Source organism: Nocardiopsis kunsanensis DSM 44524 (genome assembly GCF_000340965.1).
Taxonomy (GTDB): domain Bacteria; phylum Actinomycetota; class Actinomycetes; order Streptosporangiales; family Streptosporangiaceae; genus Nocardiopsis; species Nocardiopsis kunsanensis.
This window is the reverse complement of the sequence record NZ_ANAY01000015.1, coordinates 71,858-90,891: the sequence shown is the minus strand read 5'-3', so window position 1 is coordinate 90,891 and position 19,034 is coordinate 71,858. Positions and strand designations below refer to the sequence as shown.

The 19,034-nt window shown below is 69.9% G+C and carries 11 protein-coding genes, 1 pseudogene and 1 riboswitch; of the genes and pseudogenes, 9 read left to right on the top strand and 3 right to left on the bottom strand.

Features of this window, described 5'->3' with window-relative positions; genetic code table 11:
* Positions 1-38: 38 nt before the first annotated feature.
* The 3 genes from D456_RS0112090 to D456_RS0112080 all read left to right on the top strand — a co-directional run bounded on the left by D456_RS0112090 (position 39) and on the right by D456_RS0112080 (position 7,844).
* The gene (locus D456_RS0112090) at positions 39-1,568 is read left to right on the top strand and encodes a fatty acyl-CoA synthetase (protein ID WP_017576441.1); all 1,530 of its coding nucleotides are present in this window, start codon (positions 39-41) and stop codon (positions 1,566-1,568) included.
* 211 nt (positions 1,569-1,779) lie between these two features.
* Complete coding sequence (gene guaD / locus D456_RS0112085; RefSeq protein ID WP_017576440.1) at positions 1,780-3,228, top strand: guanine deaminase; 1,449 nt, start codon at positions 1,780-1,782, stop codon at positions 3,226-3,228.
* A gap of 146 nt (positions 3,229-3,374) precedes the next feature.
* Complete coding sequence (locus tag D456_RS0112080; protein ID WP_017576439.1) at positions 3,375-7,844, top strand: molybdopterin cofactor-binding domain-containing protein; 4,470 nt, start codon at positions 3,375-3,377, stop codon at positions 7,842-7,844.
* A gap of 22 nt (positions 7,845-7,866) precedes the next feature.
* Here D456_RS0112080 and D456_RS27770 read toward each other — a convergent pair whose 3' ends face one another.
* Positions 7,867-8,016 (bottom strand): dihydrofolate reductase family protein, encoded by a 150-nt coding sequence (locus tag D456_RS27770; RefSeq protein WP_272980474.1) that lies wholly within the window; start codon positions 8,014-8,016, stop codon positions 7,867-7,869.
* A 109-nt stretch (positions 8,017-8,125) separates the two neighbouring features.
* Positions 8,126-8,422, bottom strand: a pseudogene (locus D456_RS28030) (dihydrofolate reductase family protein); the annotation flags it as partial.
* 324 nt (positions 8,423-8,746) lie between these two features.
* A riboswitch (cobalamin riboswitch) is annotated at positions 8,747-8,934 on the top strand.
* 206 nt (positions 8,935-9,140) lie between these two features.
* Between D456_RS28030 and D456_RS0112065 the strand changes: the two are divergent.
* The 5 genes from D456_RS0112065 to D456_RS0112040 all read left to right on the top strand — a co-directional run bounded on the left by D456_RS0112065 (position 9,141) and on the right by D456_RS0112040 (position 14,962).
* Positions 9,141-10,367 (top strand): ABC transporter substrate-binding protein, encoded by a 1,227-nt coding sequence (locus D456_RS0112065; protein ID WP_017576436.1) that lies wholly within the window; start codon positions 9,141-9,143, stop codon positions 10,365-10,367.
* A gap of 5 nt (positions 10,368-10,372) precedes the next feature.
* Positions 10,373-11,419 (top strand): FecCD family ABC transporter permease, encoded by a 1,047-nt coding sequence (locus tag D456_RS27485; protein WP_239643821.1) that lies wholly within the window; start codon positions 10,373-10,375, stop codon positions 11,417-11,419.
* A complete protein-coding gene (locus D456_RS24030) occupies positions 11,416-12,498 on the top strand; it encodes an ABC transporter ATP-binding protein (RefSeq protein ID WP_449289278.1) in 1,083 nt (360 codons plus the stop codon). Before D456_RS27485 ends, D456_RS24030 begins: the two co-directional genes overlap by 4 nt.
* A 70-nt stretch (positions 12,499-12,568) precedes the next feature.
* Complete coding sequence (locus D456_RS24025) at positions 12,569-13,402, top strand: (2Fe-2S)-binding protein (RefSeq protein ID WP_017576433.1); 834 nt, start codon at positions 12,569-12,571, stop codon at positions 13,400-13,402.
* 384 nt (positions 13,403-13,786) lie between these two features.
* Positions 13,787-14,962: a PP2C family protein-serine/threonine phosphatase gene (locus D456_RS0112040; protein WP_017576432.1), complete on the top strand. Its 1,176-nt coding sequence runs from the start codon at positions 13,787-13,789 to the stop codon at positions 14,960-14,962.
* Positions 14,963-14,970: 8 nt separating this feature from the next.
* Here the strand turns inward: D456_RS0112040 and D456_RS0112035 are convergent, their stop codons facing one another.
* Complete coding sequence (locus tag D456_RS0112035; RefSeq protein WP_017576431.1) at positions 14,971-15,600, bottom strand: SDR family oxidoreductase; 630 nt, start codon at positions 15,598-15,600, stop codon at positions 14,971-14,973.
* A gap of 527 nt (positions 15,601-16,127) precedes the next feature.
* Between D456_RS0112035 and D456_RS0112030 the strand changes: the two genes are divergently transcribed.
* The gene (locus D456_RS0112030) at positions 16,128-18,674 is read left to right on the top strand and encodes a glycoside hydrolase family 2 protein (protein WP_017576430.1); all 2,547 of its coding nucleotides are present in this window, start codon (positions 16,128-16,130) and stop codon (positions 18,672-18,674) included.
* Positions 18,675-19,034 lie beyond the last annotated feature (360 nt).

The window sequence follows — 19,034 nt, the reverse complement described above, 5'->3', positions numbered from 1 at the left end:
CCCGAACCTACGGCCGTGCCGATGGAAGGACAGGTGCCATGTCCGTATCGACGACCGCGAGCCGGGTCGACGACCTCCTCCGCCGCAGTGCCGCACGCGTGCCCGAACGCGCTGCCCTGCATTTCGGCACCCGCACCTGGACCTACGCCGACCTCGACACGGCCGTCACCCGTGCCGCCGCCCGCCTCCTCGACCTCGGCGCTGCCGCCGGCGAACGTGTCGCCGCCTACGGCCGCAACTCCGACGCCTACCTCATCGGCTTCCTGGCCTGCGCCCGCGCAGGGCTCGTCCACGTGCCGATCAACTACGCGCTCCGGGGCGAGGAACTGGCCTACCTGCTCACCCAGTCCGGGAGCGCCTTCGCGCTGACCGACCCCGCGTTGCGCCCCGCGCTCGAAGAGGTACTCGAGGACACCGGCGTGCGCCGCGTACTGAACCTGCGCGAGGGCCCCGGGTCCCTGGTGGCGGATGCCTCCGCGGGGCCCGTGCCGGAGCTGGACGTACACGTGCGGGACACCGACCTGGTCCAGCTCCTCTACACCTCCGGGACCACCTCCCGGCCCAAGGGCGCCATGATGACCCACCGTGCCCTGGTGCACGAGTACATGTCCTGCCTCATGGGCCTGGACCTGGCCGCCGACGACCGTCCGCTGCACGCCATGCCGCTGTACCACAGCGCCCAGATGCACGTCTTCCTCATGCCGTGGCTGGCTGTGGGTGCCACCAACACCCTCGTGGAGGCCCCGGACCCCGCCGACCTGCTCAGCCGTATCGAGACCGACCGCCACGGCGCCTTCTTCGCCGCCCCGACCCTGTGGGTGGCGCTGACCAACCACCCCGACTTCCGCGAACGGGACCTCTCCAGCCTGCGCAAGGCCTACTACGGGGCCTCGGTCATGCCCGCCCCCGTCCTGTCCACCCTCCAGGAGACCTTGCCCGACCTGGGCCTGTACAACTGCTTCGGGCAGAGCGAGATCGGCCCCCTCGTCTCCGTCCTGCGCCCCGAGGAGCACGCCGACCGTCCCGCGTCCGCCGGGCGGGCCGCCCTCTTCGTCGAACTGCGGGTCGTGGACGGTGAGGACCGTGACGTCGCCCCGGGAGAGCTCGGCGAGGCCGTCTACCGTTCCCCGCAACTGTGTGAGGGGTACTGGGACGAACCCGGGGAGACCGCGGAGGCTTTCCGTGGCGGCTGGTTCCACTCCGGCGACCTCGTACGAGCCGACGCCGAGGGCTACATCGAGGTCGTCGACCGGATCAAGGACGTCATCAACACCGGCGGCGTGGTCGTGGCCTCCCGCGAGATCGAGGACGTGCTCTTCGCCCATCCCCAGGTCGCAGAGGCCGCAGTCGTCGGGGTGCCCGACACCAAGTGGATCGAGGCGGTCACCGCCTACGTCGTGCCCACCCCGGACGCCGACACCGGCGAACTTCCCGGCGCGCTCACCGACCACGTCAAGGACCACCTCGCGCCCTTCAAGGTGCCCAAGGCCGTTCACCTCGTCGAGGGGTTGCCGCGCAACGCCTCCGGCAAGATCCTCAAACGCAGCCTGCGCGAGGACGAGGGCTGACCTGCCTCCTCACACCCGCCCCGGACGCCACCGTTTCCGTGCGACCGGAGATCGGCCTCCGGCTCACCCGTTACCCGACGTGAGTGCGCTGTGAATGCGGGCCAATGCCGCATACCGCTCTGACCTGCGGCGAAAACACGTGTGGGGTTTTCTTCACGCTCCCCCCGGGGTAGGCGCGATGACTGATCGCCCCCGAGCTCAGGAGCCACACGTGACGCACGGAACCAGCAGGGCACAGACGATCCGGGAACCGACGGCACCGGAGGGGGACCAGGGACCGAGCAGCCGCAGTACACCGGCAGGCACGGGAGGGGGCTGTTCCGAAGTCGGCGCCGTGCGCGGGTCCCTGGTCTGGTTCTCCAGCGACCCCTTCCTCACCTCCAGCGAAAAGGCCCTGGAATTCATCGAGGACGGTCTGCTCGTGGTCCGCGACGGCAGGATCGCAGCGGTCGGACCCTACGAAGAACTGGCCGAGTCCCTCCCGACCGGGACCACCGTGGTCCACCACAGGGACAAGCTCATCGCGCCCGGGTTCGTGGACCCGCACGTCCACTACGTGCAGACGCGCATCATCGGCGCCTACGGAAACCAGCTCCTGGACTGGCTGCGGAACAGCGTCTACCCGGAGGAGGCCCGCTTCGCCTCACCCGAGTACGCCCGCCGGTACGCGGCCCTGTTCTGCGACCAGATCCTGCGCAACGGCACCACCACGGCGCTGGTCAACTGCGCGACCTACCCCGTCTCCGTCGACGCACTGTTCGAGGAGACCACCCGTCGCGGCATGCGCATGGCCGCCGGCAAGGTGCTCATGGACCGCAACGCCCGCACCGACCTCCTCGACCCCAGTCCTGAACAGGGATACGAGGAGTCGGCCGAACTCATCCGCAAGTGGCACGGGGTGGGGCGCAGCCTCTACGCCATCACCCCCAGGTTCGCCGTGGCCTGTACCGACGAGATGCTCCGTCTGGCCGGGCAGCTCTGGCACGACAACCCCGGAACCCTGGTGCAGACCCACCTGGCGGAGAACCTCGACGAGGTCGGCCAGGTCCGCCGGCTCTTCCCCGACCGCCAGGACTACGTCGACGTCTACGAACACTCCGGGTTGCTCGGACGCCGTGCGGTCTTCGCCCACGCCGTCCACCTGGACGAGCGCAGCTGGGGACGCCTGGCCGCCACGGGCAGCGGCATCGCACACTGCCCCACCTCCAACCTTTTCCTCGGCAGCGGCCTGTTCTCCATGTCCGAGGCCAAGGCAACGCAACGGCCGGTCCGCACGGGCCTGGGCACCGATGTCGGTGGCGGGACGAGCCTCTCCCTCCTGCAGACCATGAACGAGGCCTACAAGGTCGGTGAGCTCGGCGGGTACCCCATGGACGGAACCAAGCTCTTCTACCTGGCGACCCGGGGCGGGGCCGATGCCATGGGCCTGGACGGCGTGGTGGGTTCTCTCGCCCCGGGCCACGAGGCCGACTTCGTGGTCCTGGACCCCTCGGCCACACAACTGCTCGCCGTCCGTACCGCCGAGAGCGAGGACGTCCACGACCTGCTCTTCGCCCTCGCGCAACTGGGCGACGAACGGGCCGTGGCCGCCACCTACGTCAACGGCCGCCCCGCCCACGAACGCAGCCCTTGCCTGGACCCCAAACCCGAGCGCCCCTAGCGCCACCGCCGGACCCGGTGCGTCCACCGCAGCTGAACCGGGCTCCCCGCGCCGACCCGTTCCCGCGTCTGCTGGACCGGAACACGAATCCCCCTGTCCAGCCACGAACACCGGTGCCCCTGTCCGGGGCATGAAAGGAAGCGTCCATGGCCCACCGTGTGGTGTTCCACCTCAACGGCCACAAGACCGAACTCGACAACCCCTCTCCGAGCCTGCTGCTCGTGGACCACCTGCGCTCCACGAGCGTGGGGTTGACCGGCACGAAGAAGGGCTGCGGACAAGGGGGCTGCGGCGCCTGCACGGTCGTGCTCTCCCACTGGGACCAGGCCGGTGCCAGGGCCGTGCACCGGGCCGCCAATGCGTGCCTGATCCCGGTCTGTGCCCTCGAGGGGATGGCGGTCACGACCGTCGAGGGCACCGGGAGCGCATGCCGGCCGGTCCCCGAGAGCCTGGCCCACCAGACCCTGAACTCCCGCTCGGGCGCACCGCCCGGCTACACACCGCCCCCCATCGCCGAGGCCGCGGACGCGGCTGCCGAGATCGCGCGTGCGGCGCAGGAACCCTCCGGCCGGGACACGGAGGAGGGGACGGCGGAGCAGACCGGGACCGGTGGCGTGTGCCGCATGAACCCTGTCGCGTACCGGCTGGCCGCCAACAACGGCACCCAGTGCGGGTTCTGCACGCCCGGGTTCGTCATGAACATGACCGAGTACCTGACCAACCGCCCCGACGCCACCAAGGCCGACATCGAGCACGCACTCGACGGGAACCTGTGCCGCTGCACCGGGTACCGGCCCATCCTCACCGGCATGAAGACCTTCGCCACGGACTGGTCGGAGGAGGACGAGGAGAACCGGATGAAGTGCCTGCCCGAACCCGTGCACCTGCCTCCGTCCGAGGAGGACCGTCCCAGCCTCTCCTTCCCCGAGGGGGCCAGGACGGCCACGCAGCCCTTCTCCGTGGAAGCGGAGGGACGCACCTGGCACACGGTGACCACCCTCGACGGGCTCAGGAACGCCATGGCCGGGACCGAGGGCGACCAACGCCGCCTGGTCTGCGCCAACACCTCCTACGGCGTCTACCCCCGGGAGGTCGGAGCCGCACGAGTGATCGTCGACATCCGCCGCATCCCCGAACTCCACGGGGCGGAGGAGCGGGACGGGTACCTGAAGGTGGGGGCCGCCACCACCTACACCGACCTGATCGCCGCCCTGGACCGGACGATCGACGCGCACGAGCACGGCAGCGGAGCCACCGCTCTGCGCGCCTTGCGCTACATGGCCCGGCGCACCGCCGGGACCGTGCTGCGCAACACCGCCACCGTGGGTGGCAACACCATGCTGGTACTCCGGCACATCCACGAGGGCGAGATCTTTCCCTCCGACCTGTTCACGGCCCTGGTCGCCGTGGAGGCGCGGATCACCTACCGGTGCGCATCCGACCGACGGACCTTGACCGTGAGCGCCGAGGAACTCGCCACCCTGGCCACGAAGCACCCTGCCGACCTCGACGACATGGTCCTGCTCCACTACGAGTTGCCCCTGCCCAAGGACGGCGTGGAGGCTTTCGCACACAAGACCGCGCTGCGCGAGGTCAATGCGCACGCCCTGGTCAACGCCACGATCGCTGTGGCCGTGGACCAGGGCCACCCCTCCACGGAAGAGTCGGGCCTGCACCTCAGCTCGGCCCGTTTGGTGTTCGGCGGGCTGGACGCGATCCCGTGGAAGGCGACCCGGACCACGCAGGAGCTCCTCCGGGAGCCGTTGACCTTCCAACGCGTGGACGCACTGGTGGAGACCCTGCGCACGGAGGCCGCCGGAGCTCTGGAGAACTCGCGCACGCGCCGCAGTGTCTCACCGTCCGAAGGCATCACCGACACCTACCTGACCGACCTGGCCTGCGCGTTCCTGCGCAAGTCCCTGGTCGCTACGCTCCGGGACCGAGGCCTGTCGGTCCCCGAACGCGAACGTTCCGCCGGAGAGGCCACGTGGGGGACCCGGCCCGTCAGCGACGGCACCCAGACCTGGGAAGCGGAGAGCCACCGCCAACCCGTCGCCCAGCCCCACGTCAAGCGCCTGTCCATGTACCAGGCCTCCGGACAACTCCATTACACCCAGGACCTGCCGGCCACCCCGACGACCGCACACGCGGCCATGGTGACCGGACTCCGGGCCCTGGCCTCGTTCACCTTCGTCGTCCCCGGCACCGGCAAGACGGGGCCGGAGGAACTGCGCGCCCACCTCGCGCTCCGGTACCCCTCCTCCTACCTGCATCTGGTCGCCCACGACGACGTGCCGCCCACCGGGGTCAACAAACACGGTATGGCCTCGGACCAGCCGCTGTTCGCGGAGGAACAGGTCAACTACGTGGGCCAGTGCCTGGCGCTGGTCACCGCGCACGGAGAACGCGAAGCACAGGAAATCGCCGAGTACGTCTCGAAGGAGTGTGTGCGTTACGGCGAGGTGGACCGGCCCGCCCAGTGGAAGAAGCCGGTACTGGGTCTGGAGGACGCGGTCGCGCGGGGCAGTGTCTTCCCCGACTGTCCCAAGAGCGCCTCCTTCGTCTCCCACATCTGGAAGGTCACCCGGCCCGGGAGCAGCTTCGACTGGACCATCGACAGGGACCCGCTCGACCGGAAGCCCGTCCACCGCTACGCAGAGGTCGACGGCGTCTCCTGTACGGTCGTCGAGCACGCGCAGAGCACCGGCGGCCAGGCCCACTTCTACATGGAGTCGCAGGCGTGTGTCGTCGAGCCCCTGGACGGTGACCGGTGGCTGGTGCGCCCGGCGAGCCAGAGCCCCATGGAGATGCACCAGACCGCCGCCATGGCGCTGGGGATCGAACACCACAGGGTCCAGGTGGAAGTGGGCCAGCTGGGCGGAGGGTACGGGGGCAAGACCGAGTCGGCCCGGTTCGTCACCGGCCCCGCGGTCGTTGCCGCCCACGCACTGCGCCGGCCCGTACGCCTGGCCCTGCCCCGCGACCTGGACACCGCGCTCATCGGCAAGCGGCACCCCTACTACGGCCGGTACCAGATCGCCCTCGACCACAAGGGCATCATCCGCGGGGTGCGCACCGACATGTGGGGCGACGGGGGAGCGTTCTACGACTGCTCCTTCATCGTTGCCAACTGCATCCAGCTGCGCACCGACAACGCCTATCACGTGCGCAACTTCGAGAGCAGCATCGATGTCTGCCGCACCAACACCGCTCCGAACACGGCCTTCCGCGCCTTCGGTGACATCCAGGGCAAGATCATCACCGAGAACGCCATCGACGACGCCGCCCACGCAATCGGTATGACGCCGGAGGAGGTCCGGGAGAAGAACCTCTACCGGCAGGGCGAGGTCACCCCTTACGGCCAGGCCCTGACCTACTGCTACATGCGCGAGGTCTGGGAGCACCTCAAGAAGGTCTGCGAATACGAGAAGACCCGTGAGCGGGTCGAGAAGTTCAACAGCCGGAACCGTTGGCGCAAGCGCGGTGTGGCGATGATCCCGGTCAAGTACGGATCCGGTTACAACCTCGCCATGCTCGAACAGGCCGCCGCACACGTCGCCGTGTACGCCGGGGACGGCAGCGTCGTCATCCACCAGGGCGGTGTGGAGATGGGCCAGGGGGTGGTGACCAAGGTCGAGCAGATCGCCGCACACGTCCTCGGTGTCCCGCTCAGCCTGCTGCGGGTGGAGGGACCGCGCACCAGCGTCATCCCCAACCCCACCAGCACCGGGGCCTCCACCGGCACGACCTACAACGGGGAGGCCGTCAAACAGGTCTGTGAACGGTTGCGCCGTCGCCTGACCGACTTCGCCACCCAGCTGCGCCGGGAACAGGGCGATGAGTGGTGCAGGAAGCAGGGCGTCGACCACTGGAACCACCCGCGGGAAGGCTGGGCGGCCAGGACCCCCTCCGGCAAGTTCGTCTGGCAGAACCTGGTCCAGCTCGCCCACGCCCACCGTGTCGACCTGGTCGCCGCCTTCACCGCCCCCATCGTCGGTGGTGATGCACCCGTGCCGGCGTTGACCTACAAGCCCATGGAGGAACAGAAGCCGATCCCCGGCATCGAGATCGACCAGGAGGCGACCCCCGGCGGCGGGGTCGACTCCTTCCTGGGGTTCACCTATTCCGCCGCCTGCTCGGAGGTGGAGATCGACGTTCTCACGGGCGAGGTCACCGTGCTCAAGTCCGACATCGTCTACGACATGGGCCGGAGTCTCAACCCCGCCGTCGACGTCGGGCAGGTCGAAGGGGCCTTCGTCCAGGGGATCGGATACCTGCTCACCGAACACCTGGCCTACGAGACCGAAGGTGAGGAGAAGGGCCGTCTCAACAGCACCAATACCTGGGGTTACAAGCCGCCGGCGGTCTCCACCATCCCGGAACGGATGGACACCCACCTCTTCCCGCGGGACGAGGCAGCATCCGTCCCCGAGAACCCCAACGACCTGATGTCCTCCAAGGAGGTCGGGGAGCCGCCGCTGGTCCTGGCCTCCACGGTGTTCTTCGCGGTCAAGGCCGCCGTGCGGGAAGCCAGGTACGAGAACGATCTCGTAGGCCCGTTCCGCCTCGACGCCCCCGCCACCGTGCAGGAAGTGCGCAGGGCCTGCCACGAGTGATCCCCACACCGGGGCCCGCCGCTCAGATCCGGTAGCTCAGGTACACCACCCCGGAGCCGAACGTGCGGGTCTCGGCCGGGTGCAGGCCGATCGGGCGCTCGAGCCCGGGAAAGAACGGAGTGCCGCCGCCGAGCACCACGGGGAAGACGAACATCCGGTACTCGTCGACCAGGCCGTGCCGTACGGAGGTGGGCGGCCAGGGTGGGGCCGCCCACGTCCATCTCGCCGTCGGTCGTGTCCTTGAGGCGAGCGACCTCCCCGACGGTGTCCTCGCTGATCACCCGTTCGGCCCACTCGGCCCGTTCCAGGGTCGTGGAGAACACGTACTTGGGCGTGTCCCGCCAGACACGCGCGAAGTCGGCCTCGACCTGCGGGGTGTCGGGGCCCTGCACGGCCGGCCAGCGCTCGGCCATCAGCTCGTACAGCCGCCGGCCGTACAGGGAAGCCCGTACGGCGTGGCTCTGGTCGTTGATGAAACTGTGGAGCCGGTCGTCGGGGAACGACCAGTCGAGTGAACCTTCCTTCGTCTCGACGTATCCGTCGAGCGAGACCAGGACCGAGTAGACGAGTGTGCCCATCGGAAGCCTCCGGTGCGGTCGCGGTGCCTGGGCACGACCGTGGTGCAGTGCCACGGTCGTGCCCTCGTACCAGGATCGACCCGCGCCGGCCGTCGGACTCGCCGGCCTGTTCCCTTCGCCTGCCGGGGCGGGACCCATGAGGCCTCGGGCAGGGGCTGCGCGGGTGGCTCTCCGGGGGCAGGGCCGGGGCCTCAGTTGCCCGCAGGGGTTCCCGGACTGCCCGGTCGGACCTGCGGGGCCCTCAGCCGGTACCGATGGGAGTTCCTGTCCTCGTGGTTCCGTTCCGCCGGGACCCCCAGGGCCCTGGCCTCTGGGGCGCCGGGCCCTTTGTGCCATCATGTGGGCGACCAACGACGGCGGAACGAGGAAGCCGGTGCGAATCCGGCGCGGTCCCGCCACTGTGAATCGGTTAGCCGGTCCCGCACGGCCACTGTCCCTCAGGGGATGGGAAGGCCGGGACCACGAGGCTGTGACCCGTGAGCCAGGATACTCACCGCCGTCGTCCTCACCATCCGGGGCGGATCTCCCCGCGAGAGGAACGAGACGCATGAGGTATCCCCGTGCGCGTGCCTGCCGGCCGCGCCCGTGCCTTGCCTTCTTCCCGCCTGCGATGCCCCCTCGCAGGCGGGTGGTCCTCACCTCCGTACGGCGGAACCGTCCCGTGTCACCGCTACTGCCCCCGAGGCCGAGCGGTGCCGATCACGGAAGGACGGCTCCCGTGCACTTGTCCCCCCTCACCAGGTCAGCGACCGCGCTGCCACTGGTCGCCCTGCTCACGGCATGCGGTGCGCCTCTCGCGGATGAGAAGACCGACGGCACCGCCGCCGGAGGCTGCGTGGAGGACTTCGAACCCGGTACCGACCACTTCCCAGACAAGGTCGAACCGGGCCACGCCGAGAACATCTCCTTCGAGTACGGCGACCACTACGTGGTGGTCACCGTCGAGCAGCCTGCTCCCGGGGCCGACCCCGAGAGCTACCTCCTGCACCGGTGCGGCACCCCCGAACCCGAGGCCGGCGACCTGGAAGGGACCGGACTCGCCGGGGACGGCCTCGACGGGGTACCGACCATCGAGGTCCCGGTCGAGAGCGTCTTCTCCGGATCCACCACCCACTTGCCGCTGTTCACCGAACTCGACCGGGCCGGAGCCCTCACCGGTGTCTCCGACGCCTCGTTCGTGTCCACCGAGGAGATCTCCGACCAGATCGAGGCCGATGAGACCGTCGAGTACGCGGGTGGCGGCACGATCGACCAGGAACTGGTCATCGCCGAGGACCCCGACCTGCTCATGACCGGAGGCACCGAGGACCCCGGCTACGAGAGCCTGCGCGAGGCCGGGGTCCCCGTGGTGGCCAACGCCGAGTGGTTGGAGGCAACCCCGCTCGGCCGCGCCGAATGGCTGTTGTTCGCCGGCGTACTCACCGGCCAGGAACAGCGGGCCGCGGAGTTGTTCGCCGAGATCGAGTCCGACTACGACGAGGTCGCCGAGCTCACGGCGGACGCCGACCCGGTCCAGGTTCTGCCCGGCCAGCTCGGTGACGGATCCTGGTTCGTACCCGCGGGCGGATCCTACGTGGGACGCCTGCTGGCCGACGCCGGAGCAACCCATCCCTGGGACGGGACCGAGGGAACCGAGAGCGTCGAACTCGACCTGGAGGAAGTGCTCGCCGAAGCACGTGAGGCCGATGTCTGGGTCGCCTCCGCCGACTGGGACACCCTCGCCGACGCCGAGGCCGGGGACGAACGGCACACCGAGTTCGCCGCCTTCGCCACCGGCCAGGTGTGGACCAACAACAAGGCCATCGGACCCACCGGAGGGAACCAGTACTGGGACGAAGGGGTACTCCGTCCCGATCTGGTGCTCGCCGACCTCGTGCACGTGGTCCACCCCGACCTGCTCCCCGACCACGAGACCCGCTACTACCGGCAGCTGGACCAAGAGTGAACGAAGTGGTCCCCGATCGCCGCGCCCGCGTCGTGCTGCCTCTGCTCAGCGCGGGCGTGGTCACCGTTCTGACCTGCGCGCTCAGTCTGGGCTCGACACCGATCCCGCCCGGAGAAGTGGCGGCAGCCCTGCTCGGGGCCGGCGATCCCGATCCCCGGACGGCGGCCATCGTCTGGGAGGTGCGCCTACCCAGGGCGCTCACCGGCCTGCTCGCGGGCGCCGCCCTGGGACTGGCCGGATTGCAGATGCAGACCCTGTTGCGCAATCCTCTGGCCGAGCCCTATGTCCTGGGCGTCAGCTCTGGTGCGAGCCTGGGTGTGGCCTTGGTGGTCCTGGCCGCGGGTACCACCGGTGGGACCTTCACCGCCGGGCTGGTCGGACTGGGACGTCCCGGCATGGTGCTGGCCGCGGCCTTCGGGGCCGGCGGGGTCATGGCTCTGATCCTGCTCCTGGCCCGGTGGGCCTCCTCGGTCGTGACCCTGCTCGTCATCGGTGTCATGGTGGGATCGGTCGTCTCGTCCGTTGTCAGCATCCTGATCAGTTACGCACGCGCCGAGGACGTGCAACGCTTCGTGCTCTGGGGCCTGGGAAGTTTCTCCGCGACGGGCTGGAGGGACCTGGCCTGGTTCGCCCCGGTCCTGGCGGTGGCCCTGCTCGGTTCGGCCTTCCTCGTCAAACCGTTGAACGCGTTGCTGCTCGGCGAGGCCTACGCACGCACCATGGGGGTGCGCACCTCGGCCGTGCGGTGGACGGTGATCGCGGTGGGAGCGTTGCTCGCCGGCACCGTCACCGCGTTCTGCGGCCCGGTCGCCTTCCTCGGGCTGGCCGTGCCCCACCTCGCCCGCATCGCCCTGAGGACCGCCGACCACCGGGCCCTGGTCCCCGGGGTGCTGCTCATGGGCGGATGTGTCGCCGTGGCCTGCGGGACCGTCGCCGTCCTGCCCGGAACCAGCGGCGTGCTCCCGTTGAACGCCGTGACCGCGCTGGTCGGCGCACCCATCGTCATCGGGGTACTGCTCAACGGCCGCGCCGCGAAAGGGGTGAACCCGTGACCGCATCCACACCACAGCACACGTCCGGGACCGGACTGGTCATCGACGGTCTCTCCGTGGGGTACCCCCGTTCTCGCCGCAGGTGGACGACTGTGCTCTCGAATGTGCACGCACGAGCGCGCCGTGGAGAGCTGACAGCGCTGCTGGGCCCGAACGGCGCCGGGAAGTCGACACTGCTGCGTGCCCTGAGCGGGTCGGCGCGGCCGCTGGCGGGGGAGTGCCGGGTCGACGGCGCCCCCGTGGCCGGGCTCGACCCGGTGCAACGCGCTCGTGTCCTGGCCACCGTGCTCACCGAACGCGACGTGCCCCCGCTGCTGAGCGCCCGCGACCTCGTGGCGTTGGGCCGGCATCCCCACACCGGGTTGGCCGGACGCTTGGGACCGCGCGACCACGCCGTGGTGGATTGGGCCCTGGACGCCGTCGGTGCCGGTGATCTGGCCGGGCGCCGGGTCGCCGAACTCTCCGACGGTGAACGGCAACGGGTCCTCACCGCGCGAGCCCTCGCTCAGGAACCGGCGGTGCTGTTGCTGGACGAACCGACCGCGTTCCTGGACGTGCCAGGCAAGGTCGCGCTCACCGGGCTGTTGCGGCGGCTGGCCCGTGAACATGACCTGGCAGTGGTCATGTGCGTACACGACCTGGAGATGGCGTTGCGCACCGCCGACGCGGTGTGGCTGTTGGACGGCGGCTCCCTGCACGAGGGAACCCCCGAGGAACTCACCCTCGACGGGGCGGTCGGCCGGGTCTTCGACGGTGCGGACCTGGAGTTCGCACCGGCCGAAGGGGTCTTCCGGCTCCGTGATCCCGCCGACGCACCCAGCGGTGCGGCCGGGGTCGCCCGGGTCGATCCCCGTCCCGACCACGAACCCCTCCTTCGGCGCGCACTGGTTCGCGCCGGGTGGCGAGTCCGGGGGGACACGGGCGAGGAGACCGATGTCGGACCGAACGCCCCCTTGCTCGTGCGGGTCACCGACGACGGTTACCGGACCGAATACCGGGGGCTCCAGCGCAGCCACGGATCCTTGGGAGCCCTCACCCGGTGGGCGACCCGCCTGGCCTCCGGGAAGGAGGGGGCCTGACCGACCCGCCCCGCCGACCACCCGCACCAGAGACCTGTACGAGCAACCCCCACGATGAGAGGCAGGCCCCATGCCGAGTTCCCGCGTCCCCCGTGATCCCTCGACCGCAGTCCACACCGCCCGGACCGCCGTCACCGACATCGCCCTGCTCGGTGGTTTCTTCGCCGTGACCACGGACCCCGAGGCGCCGGACACGGCGGGGGAGGGGCCCTGGCGCTCCCTGCCCGAGGTGTGGGGCCCGGGCATTCTGGGTGCCCGCATCGCGAACACCCGCCGCGTGTTCGCCGACCGTGTGGACATCACCCCCGAGCAGGTCGAACCACGCGTGGCGGCCTCGGTGCTCTACCAAGGACTCGCCGCACGCCTGGTCTCACCCGTCATGGCGACCGCTGTGGTGCACGGGCTCGTCCCCGACCCTGCTGCCCTGCGCTGGCGCACGGTGACGACCGGCCCCCTGCCGTTGCTGCTGGCCGAGGACCGTGCGGTGCTCGCGCCGCGCCCGCACGACCACGGGCCCGGAGCCGCAGCCGAGACCCTCGAGAAGCTGATCCTGCAGGGTCTGTTGGAACCGGCCGCCACGGCCTTCCGCGATGAGGTGAAGCTCTCCCCGAAGGTCCTGCGCGGCAACACCGCCTCCTCGGTCGCGGGAGCGGCCCGCCGTATCGAGGAACTCCGGCCCGAACACGGCCCTGCCGCACACGCGCTCGCAGAGGCGCTCCTCTCCACACCCACGTTGTCCGGTTCGGGGGAGTTCGGGGCGCCCCGTTCGGTCCGCAGCGCCCGCTCCGGCAACTACCGGGAGGCCCGGTTCACTCGTAACAGCTGTTGCCTGTACTACCGGTTGCCGGGTGGCGGCAAGTGCGCAGATTGTGTTCTGCTGCGTGAGACCGAACCGGCCCGGTGACTACCTCCGGGGTGAACCGTCCAGCGCCTCCTTGCCCCGGGGCAAGGAGGCCGGGCCCGCGGGGCTCGGCCGGAACGTGCCCGCCACAGGTGCCGGGCCCGGACCACGATCGTCGCCAGGTTGAGCAGCGCCGCGACGCAGATCCACACCGTCAACGACGGCGGACGGAGCACCCCTGCTCCCAGGGACAGGACGAACCCCGGATCGGCGTTCACCCCGACGCCGGTCCCGCGGAACGGGTACCCCTCCTTACCTGTGGGTAGAGAGAGCACGTGTCGGCCCAGGTGGGGGCGGGGCAGTGGCGGGGTCGTCGAAGGGTGTTCGGGTGCGCTCGACACGGCCCGAGCTGACCGTTGACGAACGACGCGGACCAGGGGGACCGATATGGCACGAGACGAGTCCGGGCTGAGCGGCATCTTCACGGCGGCCGAGAAGGCCGCTCCGACGGATTCGGTCCGGGTGGTCGCAAGGAACCTGACGGAGCGTTTCGGGGCAGTGGACGTGTCCTTCCTCTTCCTCGACCTCGTCGGACGGGAAATGGTGCGGCTGACCAGCGTCGGGGAGGTCGATGCCGGGAGCAGACCCGACCGGACCCCCCTACGGGGGAGCGTCTACGAAGAGGTACTGAACAGCCAGCAGATCCACTTCGAGCCGGTCGGGGAGGACGGACAGCGGTTGGTCGCACCGGTCACCAATCGGGGCGACACCATCGGCGTGCTCGAGCTCACCCTGCCCCGGTTCGAGCAGTACATGGTGGAGGGGGTCCGTGAGACGCTCCACGCTCTGGCGTACATCGTCGTGACCGACCGGCGTTTCACCGACCTCTACCACTGGGGGCAGCGCACGATCCCCATGAGCCTGGCCGCCGAGATCCAGCACCAGCTGCTGCCGTCGGCCTCCTGCTGTGAAGCGGCCCAGTTCACCCTCGCGGGCGCTCTGATACCGACCGAGGACATCGCGGGTGACACCTACGACTACGCACTCGACCGCGACATCCTCTACGTGTCGATCACCGACATCATGGGGCACGACGTCAAGTCCGCCCTCATGGCCAACCTCCTCGTGGGCGCCCTGCGAGGTGCCCGGCGGGTCGGCCACGGCCTCGAGGAGCAGGCACGCCAAGCCCATCGGGCCCTCGTCGACCACGGTGACTCGAACATGGCCACCGGACAGCTCATGAGCATCGGTCTGAAGGAGGAGAGCGCGGAATTCGTCAACGCGGGCCATCCCTGGCCGCTGAGACTGCGTGACGGCGCTGTGGAAGAAGTGCACCTGGAGGTCGATCTTCCGTTCGGTATCGACTCGTCCGAGCCTCACCGTGTCCAGAAGATCGCCCTGCGCCCCCACGACAGGCTGCTCCTGTTCACCGACGGGATGCAGGAGCGCCGGGCCGAAGCCGTCGACCTGCGGTTCCTGCTTCAGGAGACCGCACACATGCACCCGCGAGAGGTGGTGCGGATCCTGACCGAAGAGGTGATCCTGGCCTCTCGGGGAGAGCCCGCTGATGACGCCACGGTCCTCTGCATGGACTGGCACGGCGTCGGTTCCGACCAGGACTGAGCGCTGCGTCAGAGGAAGGACGGCTTGTCCCCGTCCGTCCCGGGCTTGTGCACACCCAGGTTCGAGCGCGGCCACAGCTCCGGGTGCGCGATGAGCTCGACGACCAGTGAGGCCACGCTCTTGCGCGAGACCTCGGTCCCACCGAAGGGTTCGTCCTTCCGGGTGACCTCGTAGGAGATCTCGTCGACGTCCGTGAGCCAGGCGGGGCGCAGGATCGTGTAATCCAACCCCGAATCCTCGATCGTGTCGGCCGCCTGGCGGTACGGGCCCAGGGCCGGGCCGATCATGCTCCGGTTCCATTCGCCGAACGCCCCGGGAACCTCGTCGTAGATACCCAGAGCGGTGACGAACACGAGCCGTTGCACCCCCGCGGCGGTCATCGCGGCGACGATGTTCTCGGCCTGTTCGCCCAGATCGCCGGACAGGTTCGCGTAGACGAGGTCCTGGCCGCGGACTGCCTCGTCGAGCCGCTCCCGGTCGAGGACGTCACCTTCCACGACCCGGGCCCCTGAAGGTACATCCACCAGGTCACCCGAGTTCCGGGCCAGGAGCGTGAGTTCGACGTCGGCCTGCGCCAACATGGGGACGGCCCAGCGGGCGATCTGCCCGCCGGCGCCCAGCACCAGTACGTTCGGCATGGGTCGGTGCTCCCTTCCGGGTCGCGATCGGGGATCAGCCGCGGAACCGGGCCGGCCGGTGCTCGCGACACACCCTCCCTCCTGCCCATACTGGCAACCCGTCCCGGCTTTCACCAGGGTGGATGCCTTCTCGTGTGCTGTGTTGGACATGAGGATGCGCACACCGGCAGGGGACCGACCCCAACACCCTCCGGCCTGGCATGCCCCTGCCCGCCACAGCGGCCGTCCCCGGCACCGGGGCGCGAACCCGGGCTTGTGGGGCGCGTGCAGCCTGCCCGGTGGGCGGTGAGCGGTTTCCGGGAGCACGCCCGCCCGGTGCGCTCACCCCTCGCGCCGTCGGTGCGACCGCCGTGTCGGGTCCGTTGCCCCCGACGTCTGTACTTCACCCGATTCGAGCGCTTCACTGGTCCTTGGCCGGAACAGCGTGGTGCCGGCCACCGGAACACTGTGCGCAGACAGTGCCTGCGGGGACACTTCCTCGTCCTGCGGCGCCACATCCACAACGGACTCACGTCAGGAGCAGTCAAGTGAGCCAGCAACCCCCCAAGACCCCCCTCCACCGCCGCGAACTGCACGAGGGATGGACCCTGTCGGCCGTCAGCGGGCCGGTACCGGAAGGCATGACCATCCGTCAGGTGCCGGCCACGGTGCCCGGCTGCGTCCACACCGACCTGATGGCCGCAGAGCTGATCCCCGATCCCTTCCTGGACGACAACGAAGCGCTGCTGCAGTGGATCGGCCGGTGCGACTGGGAGTACCGCACCACCTTCGAGTGGGAGCCCGGCGGCCACGACAGGCACGACCTCCTCTTCCACGGCTTGGACACCGTCGCCGAGGTCCGCCTCAACGACGAGCTCGTGGGCGCCACGGCGAACATGCACCGCACCTACCGCTTCGACGTGGGCGAGAAGCTCCTCCCGGGAGAGAACGAACTCCGTGTCCGGTTCTCCTCGCCGGTACGCCACGCCGACGCGCAGAGCCTGGAGCTGGGCTACCGCCCGCAGGTCAACCACCATCCCTTCAACGCGATACGGAAAATGGCCTGCAGCTTCGGCTGGGACTGGGGCATCGACACCGCCAGCTCCGGCATCTGGCGTCCGCTGCACCTCGAATCGTGGTCCACCGCGCGCATCGCCCGGGCCCGGCCGGTGGTCGAGGTCGACGGGGAGCCCGGGCACGGCGGGGCTGCTGCCCCGACCGGCCGTGTCACGGTCGACATCGACCTGGAACACGCGAGCTCCGCCGATGTGCGTGTGGAGGCCGTGCTCACCGGCCACGGCACACGGGTCGAGGGAACGGCCTCCGTCGCAGCGGGGGAGACCTCCACTGCGCTCACCCTGGAGGCGACGGACGTCAGGTTGTGGTGGCCGCACAGCCACGGGGACCAGCCGCTCTACGACCTCGAGGCCAGGCTCACCACGTCCGACGGCCGGGAACACGACCGCTGGAGCGCACGCATCGGCTTCCGCACCGTCCGCCTCGACGTGGCCCCGGACGAGCACGGCACGTCGTTCACCTTCGTCGTGAACGGCAGCCCCGTGTGGATCCGGGGCGCGAACTGGATCCCCGACGACGCCTTCCCCCAGCGGATCACCCGGCAGCGCTACGCGGAACGCATCGGCCAGGCGGAGGCCGCCAACATGAACCTCCTGCGCGTGTGGGGCGGAGGGCTCTACGAGGCCGACGACTTCTACGACCTGTGCGACGAACGCGGCATCCTGGTGTGGCAGGACTTCGCCTTCTCCTGCGCCGCTTACAGTGAGGACGAACCCCTGCGCGGCGAGATCGAGGCCGAGGCCCGCGACAACGTGTCCCGCCTCATGAAACACCCGGCCCTGGCGCTGTGGAACGGCAGCAACGAGAACATCTGGGGCATGCGTGAGTGGGGTTTCCTCGAGCGCCTCGACGGCAAGTCCTGGGGGCTGGACTACTACGAGCGTCTGCTGCCCGACATCGTGGCCGAACTCGACCCCGGGCGGGAATACACCCCCTCCAGCCCCTGGTCCGGGGAGACGCCCATCGACATGGACCGGGACGCCAACCACCCCGACCACGGGTCCATGCACTCCTGGGAACTGTGGAACAGACAGGACTGGCCGCACTACCGCGACACCGTCCCGCGCTTCATGGCCGAGTTCGGCTGGCAGGGTCCGCCCACGTGGTCCACACTCACCCGGGCGATCGCTGACGACCCGCTCACGCCGGAGTCCCCCGGCATGCAGGTGCACCAGAAGGCCCTGCAGGGCAACGACAAGCTGACCGACGGCCTGCTGCCCCACGTGCCGCTGCCGGAGAACATGGACGACTGGCACTGGGCGATGTCCTGGAACCAGGCGACGGCGATCCGCGTCGCCCTGGAACACCTGCGCTCCTGGACACCCCGCTGCATGGGCGCGGTCGTCTGGCAGCTCAACGACTGCTGGCCCGTCACCTCGTGGGCGGCCGTGGACGGCGACGGCCGGCGCAAACCGCTCTTCTACGCGATGCGGCACGCGTTCGCCGACCGCCTCCTGACGATCCAGCCGCGCGCCGGCAGCGAGACGGGCCTGGCCGCGGTCGTGGTCAACGACGACGACCGCACCTGGTCGGGGGCATTGGTCCTGCGCCGTCTCGACTTCGACGGCACCGTGCTGGAGACGGCCGAGGTTCCGGTCCGGGTGGCCGCCAGGGAGACCTGCACCATCGACCTGCCCGAGAGCGTGGCCTCGCCCCGCGACCCCTCACGAGAGACGGTGGCCGCCCACCTCGACGACACGTCCGCCACCTGGTACTTCACCGAACCCCGGAACTCCGCGCTCACGGAGGCCGACCTGGACGTGTCGGTCTCCGCGGTCGAGGACGGCGTACACGTGCACGTCACCGCCGTGAACCTGGTACGCGACCTGACCGTGCTGGCCGACCGTGTGCACCCGGAAGCCGTGGTCGACCGGATGCTGGTCGACCTGATGCCGGGGGAGAGCACCACCTTCCACGTCCGGATGCCGAGTGAGGCGGACCCGGGTCTGCTCACGGACCGGAACGTGTTGAGAACACTCAACGACCTCGTGGGCCAGGAGGAGGAACCGGCCCGGTGACCGGCACGACCGGGCGGGGCGCGCCTCGGGCTCTCCGGAAGAGGAGTACCGCGCGCTCCTGCCCTCCGGGCGCCCGCATCGTTCACCCGGAGGACGGGGCCGCCCGCTCCTCCGGGCCCGGCGTGCCGGAGCCGAAACTGCCGGGGCGGTGGCCGACGGGAACGTTCGGGTGATCCGGTGCTGGAAGGCCCGGACCCCGGCGAAGAGCCCCTCGGAACCCACGGAGACCGCCTGAACAGCCACTCGTGCCGTCGGACCACGTGTGGACGGTCGGTGCCGCGACCGGGAGCCACGCCACGTCGACGACCTTCGTCGCCTCCGTGCCGGTGCCGTCCTCGAGACGGCCGGTGAACAACCGCC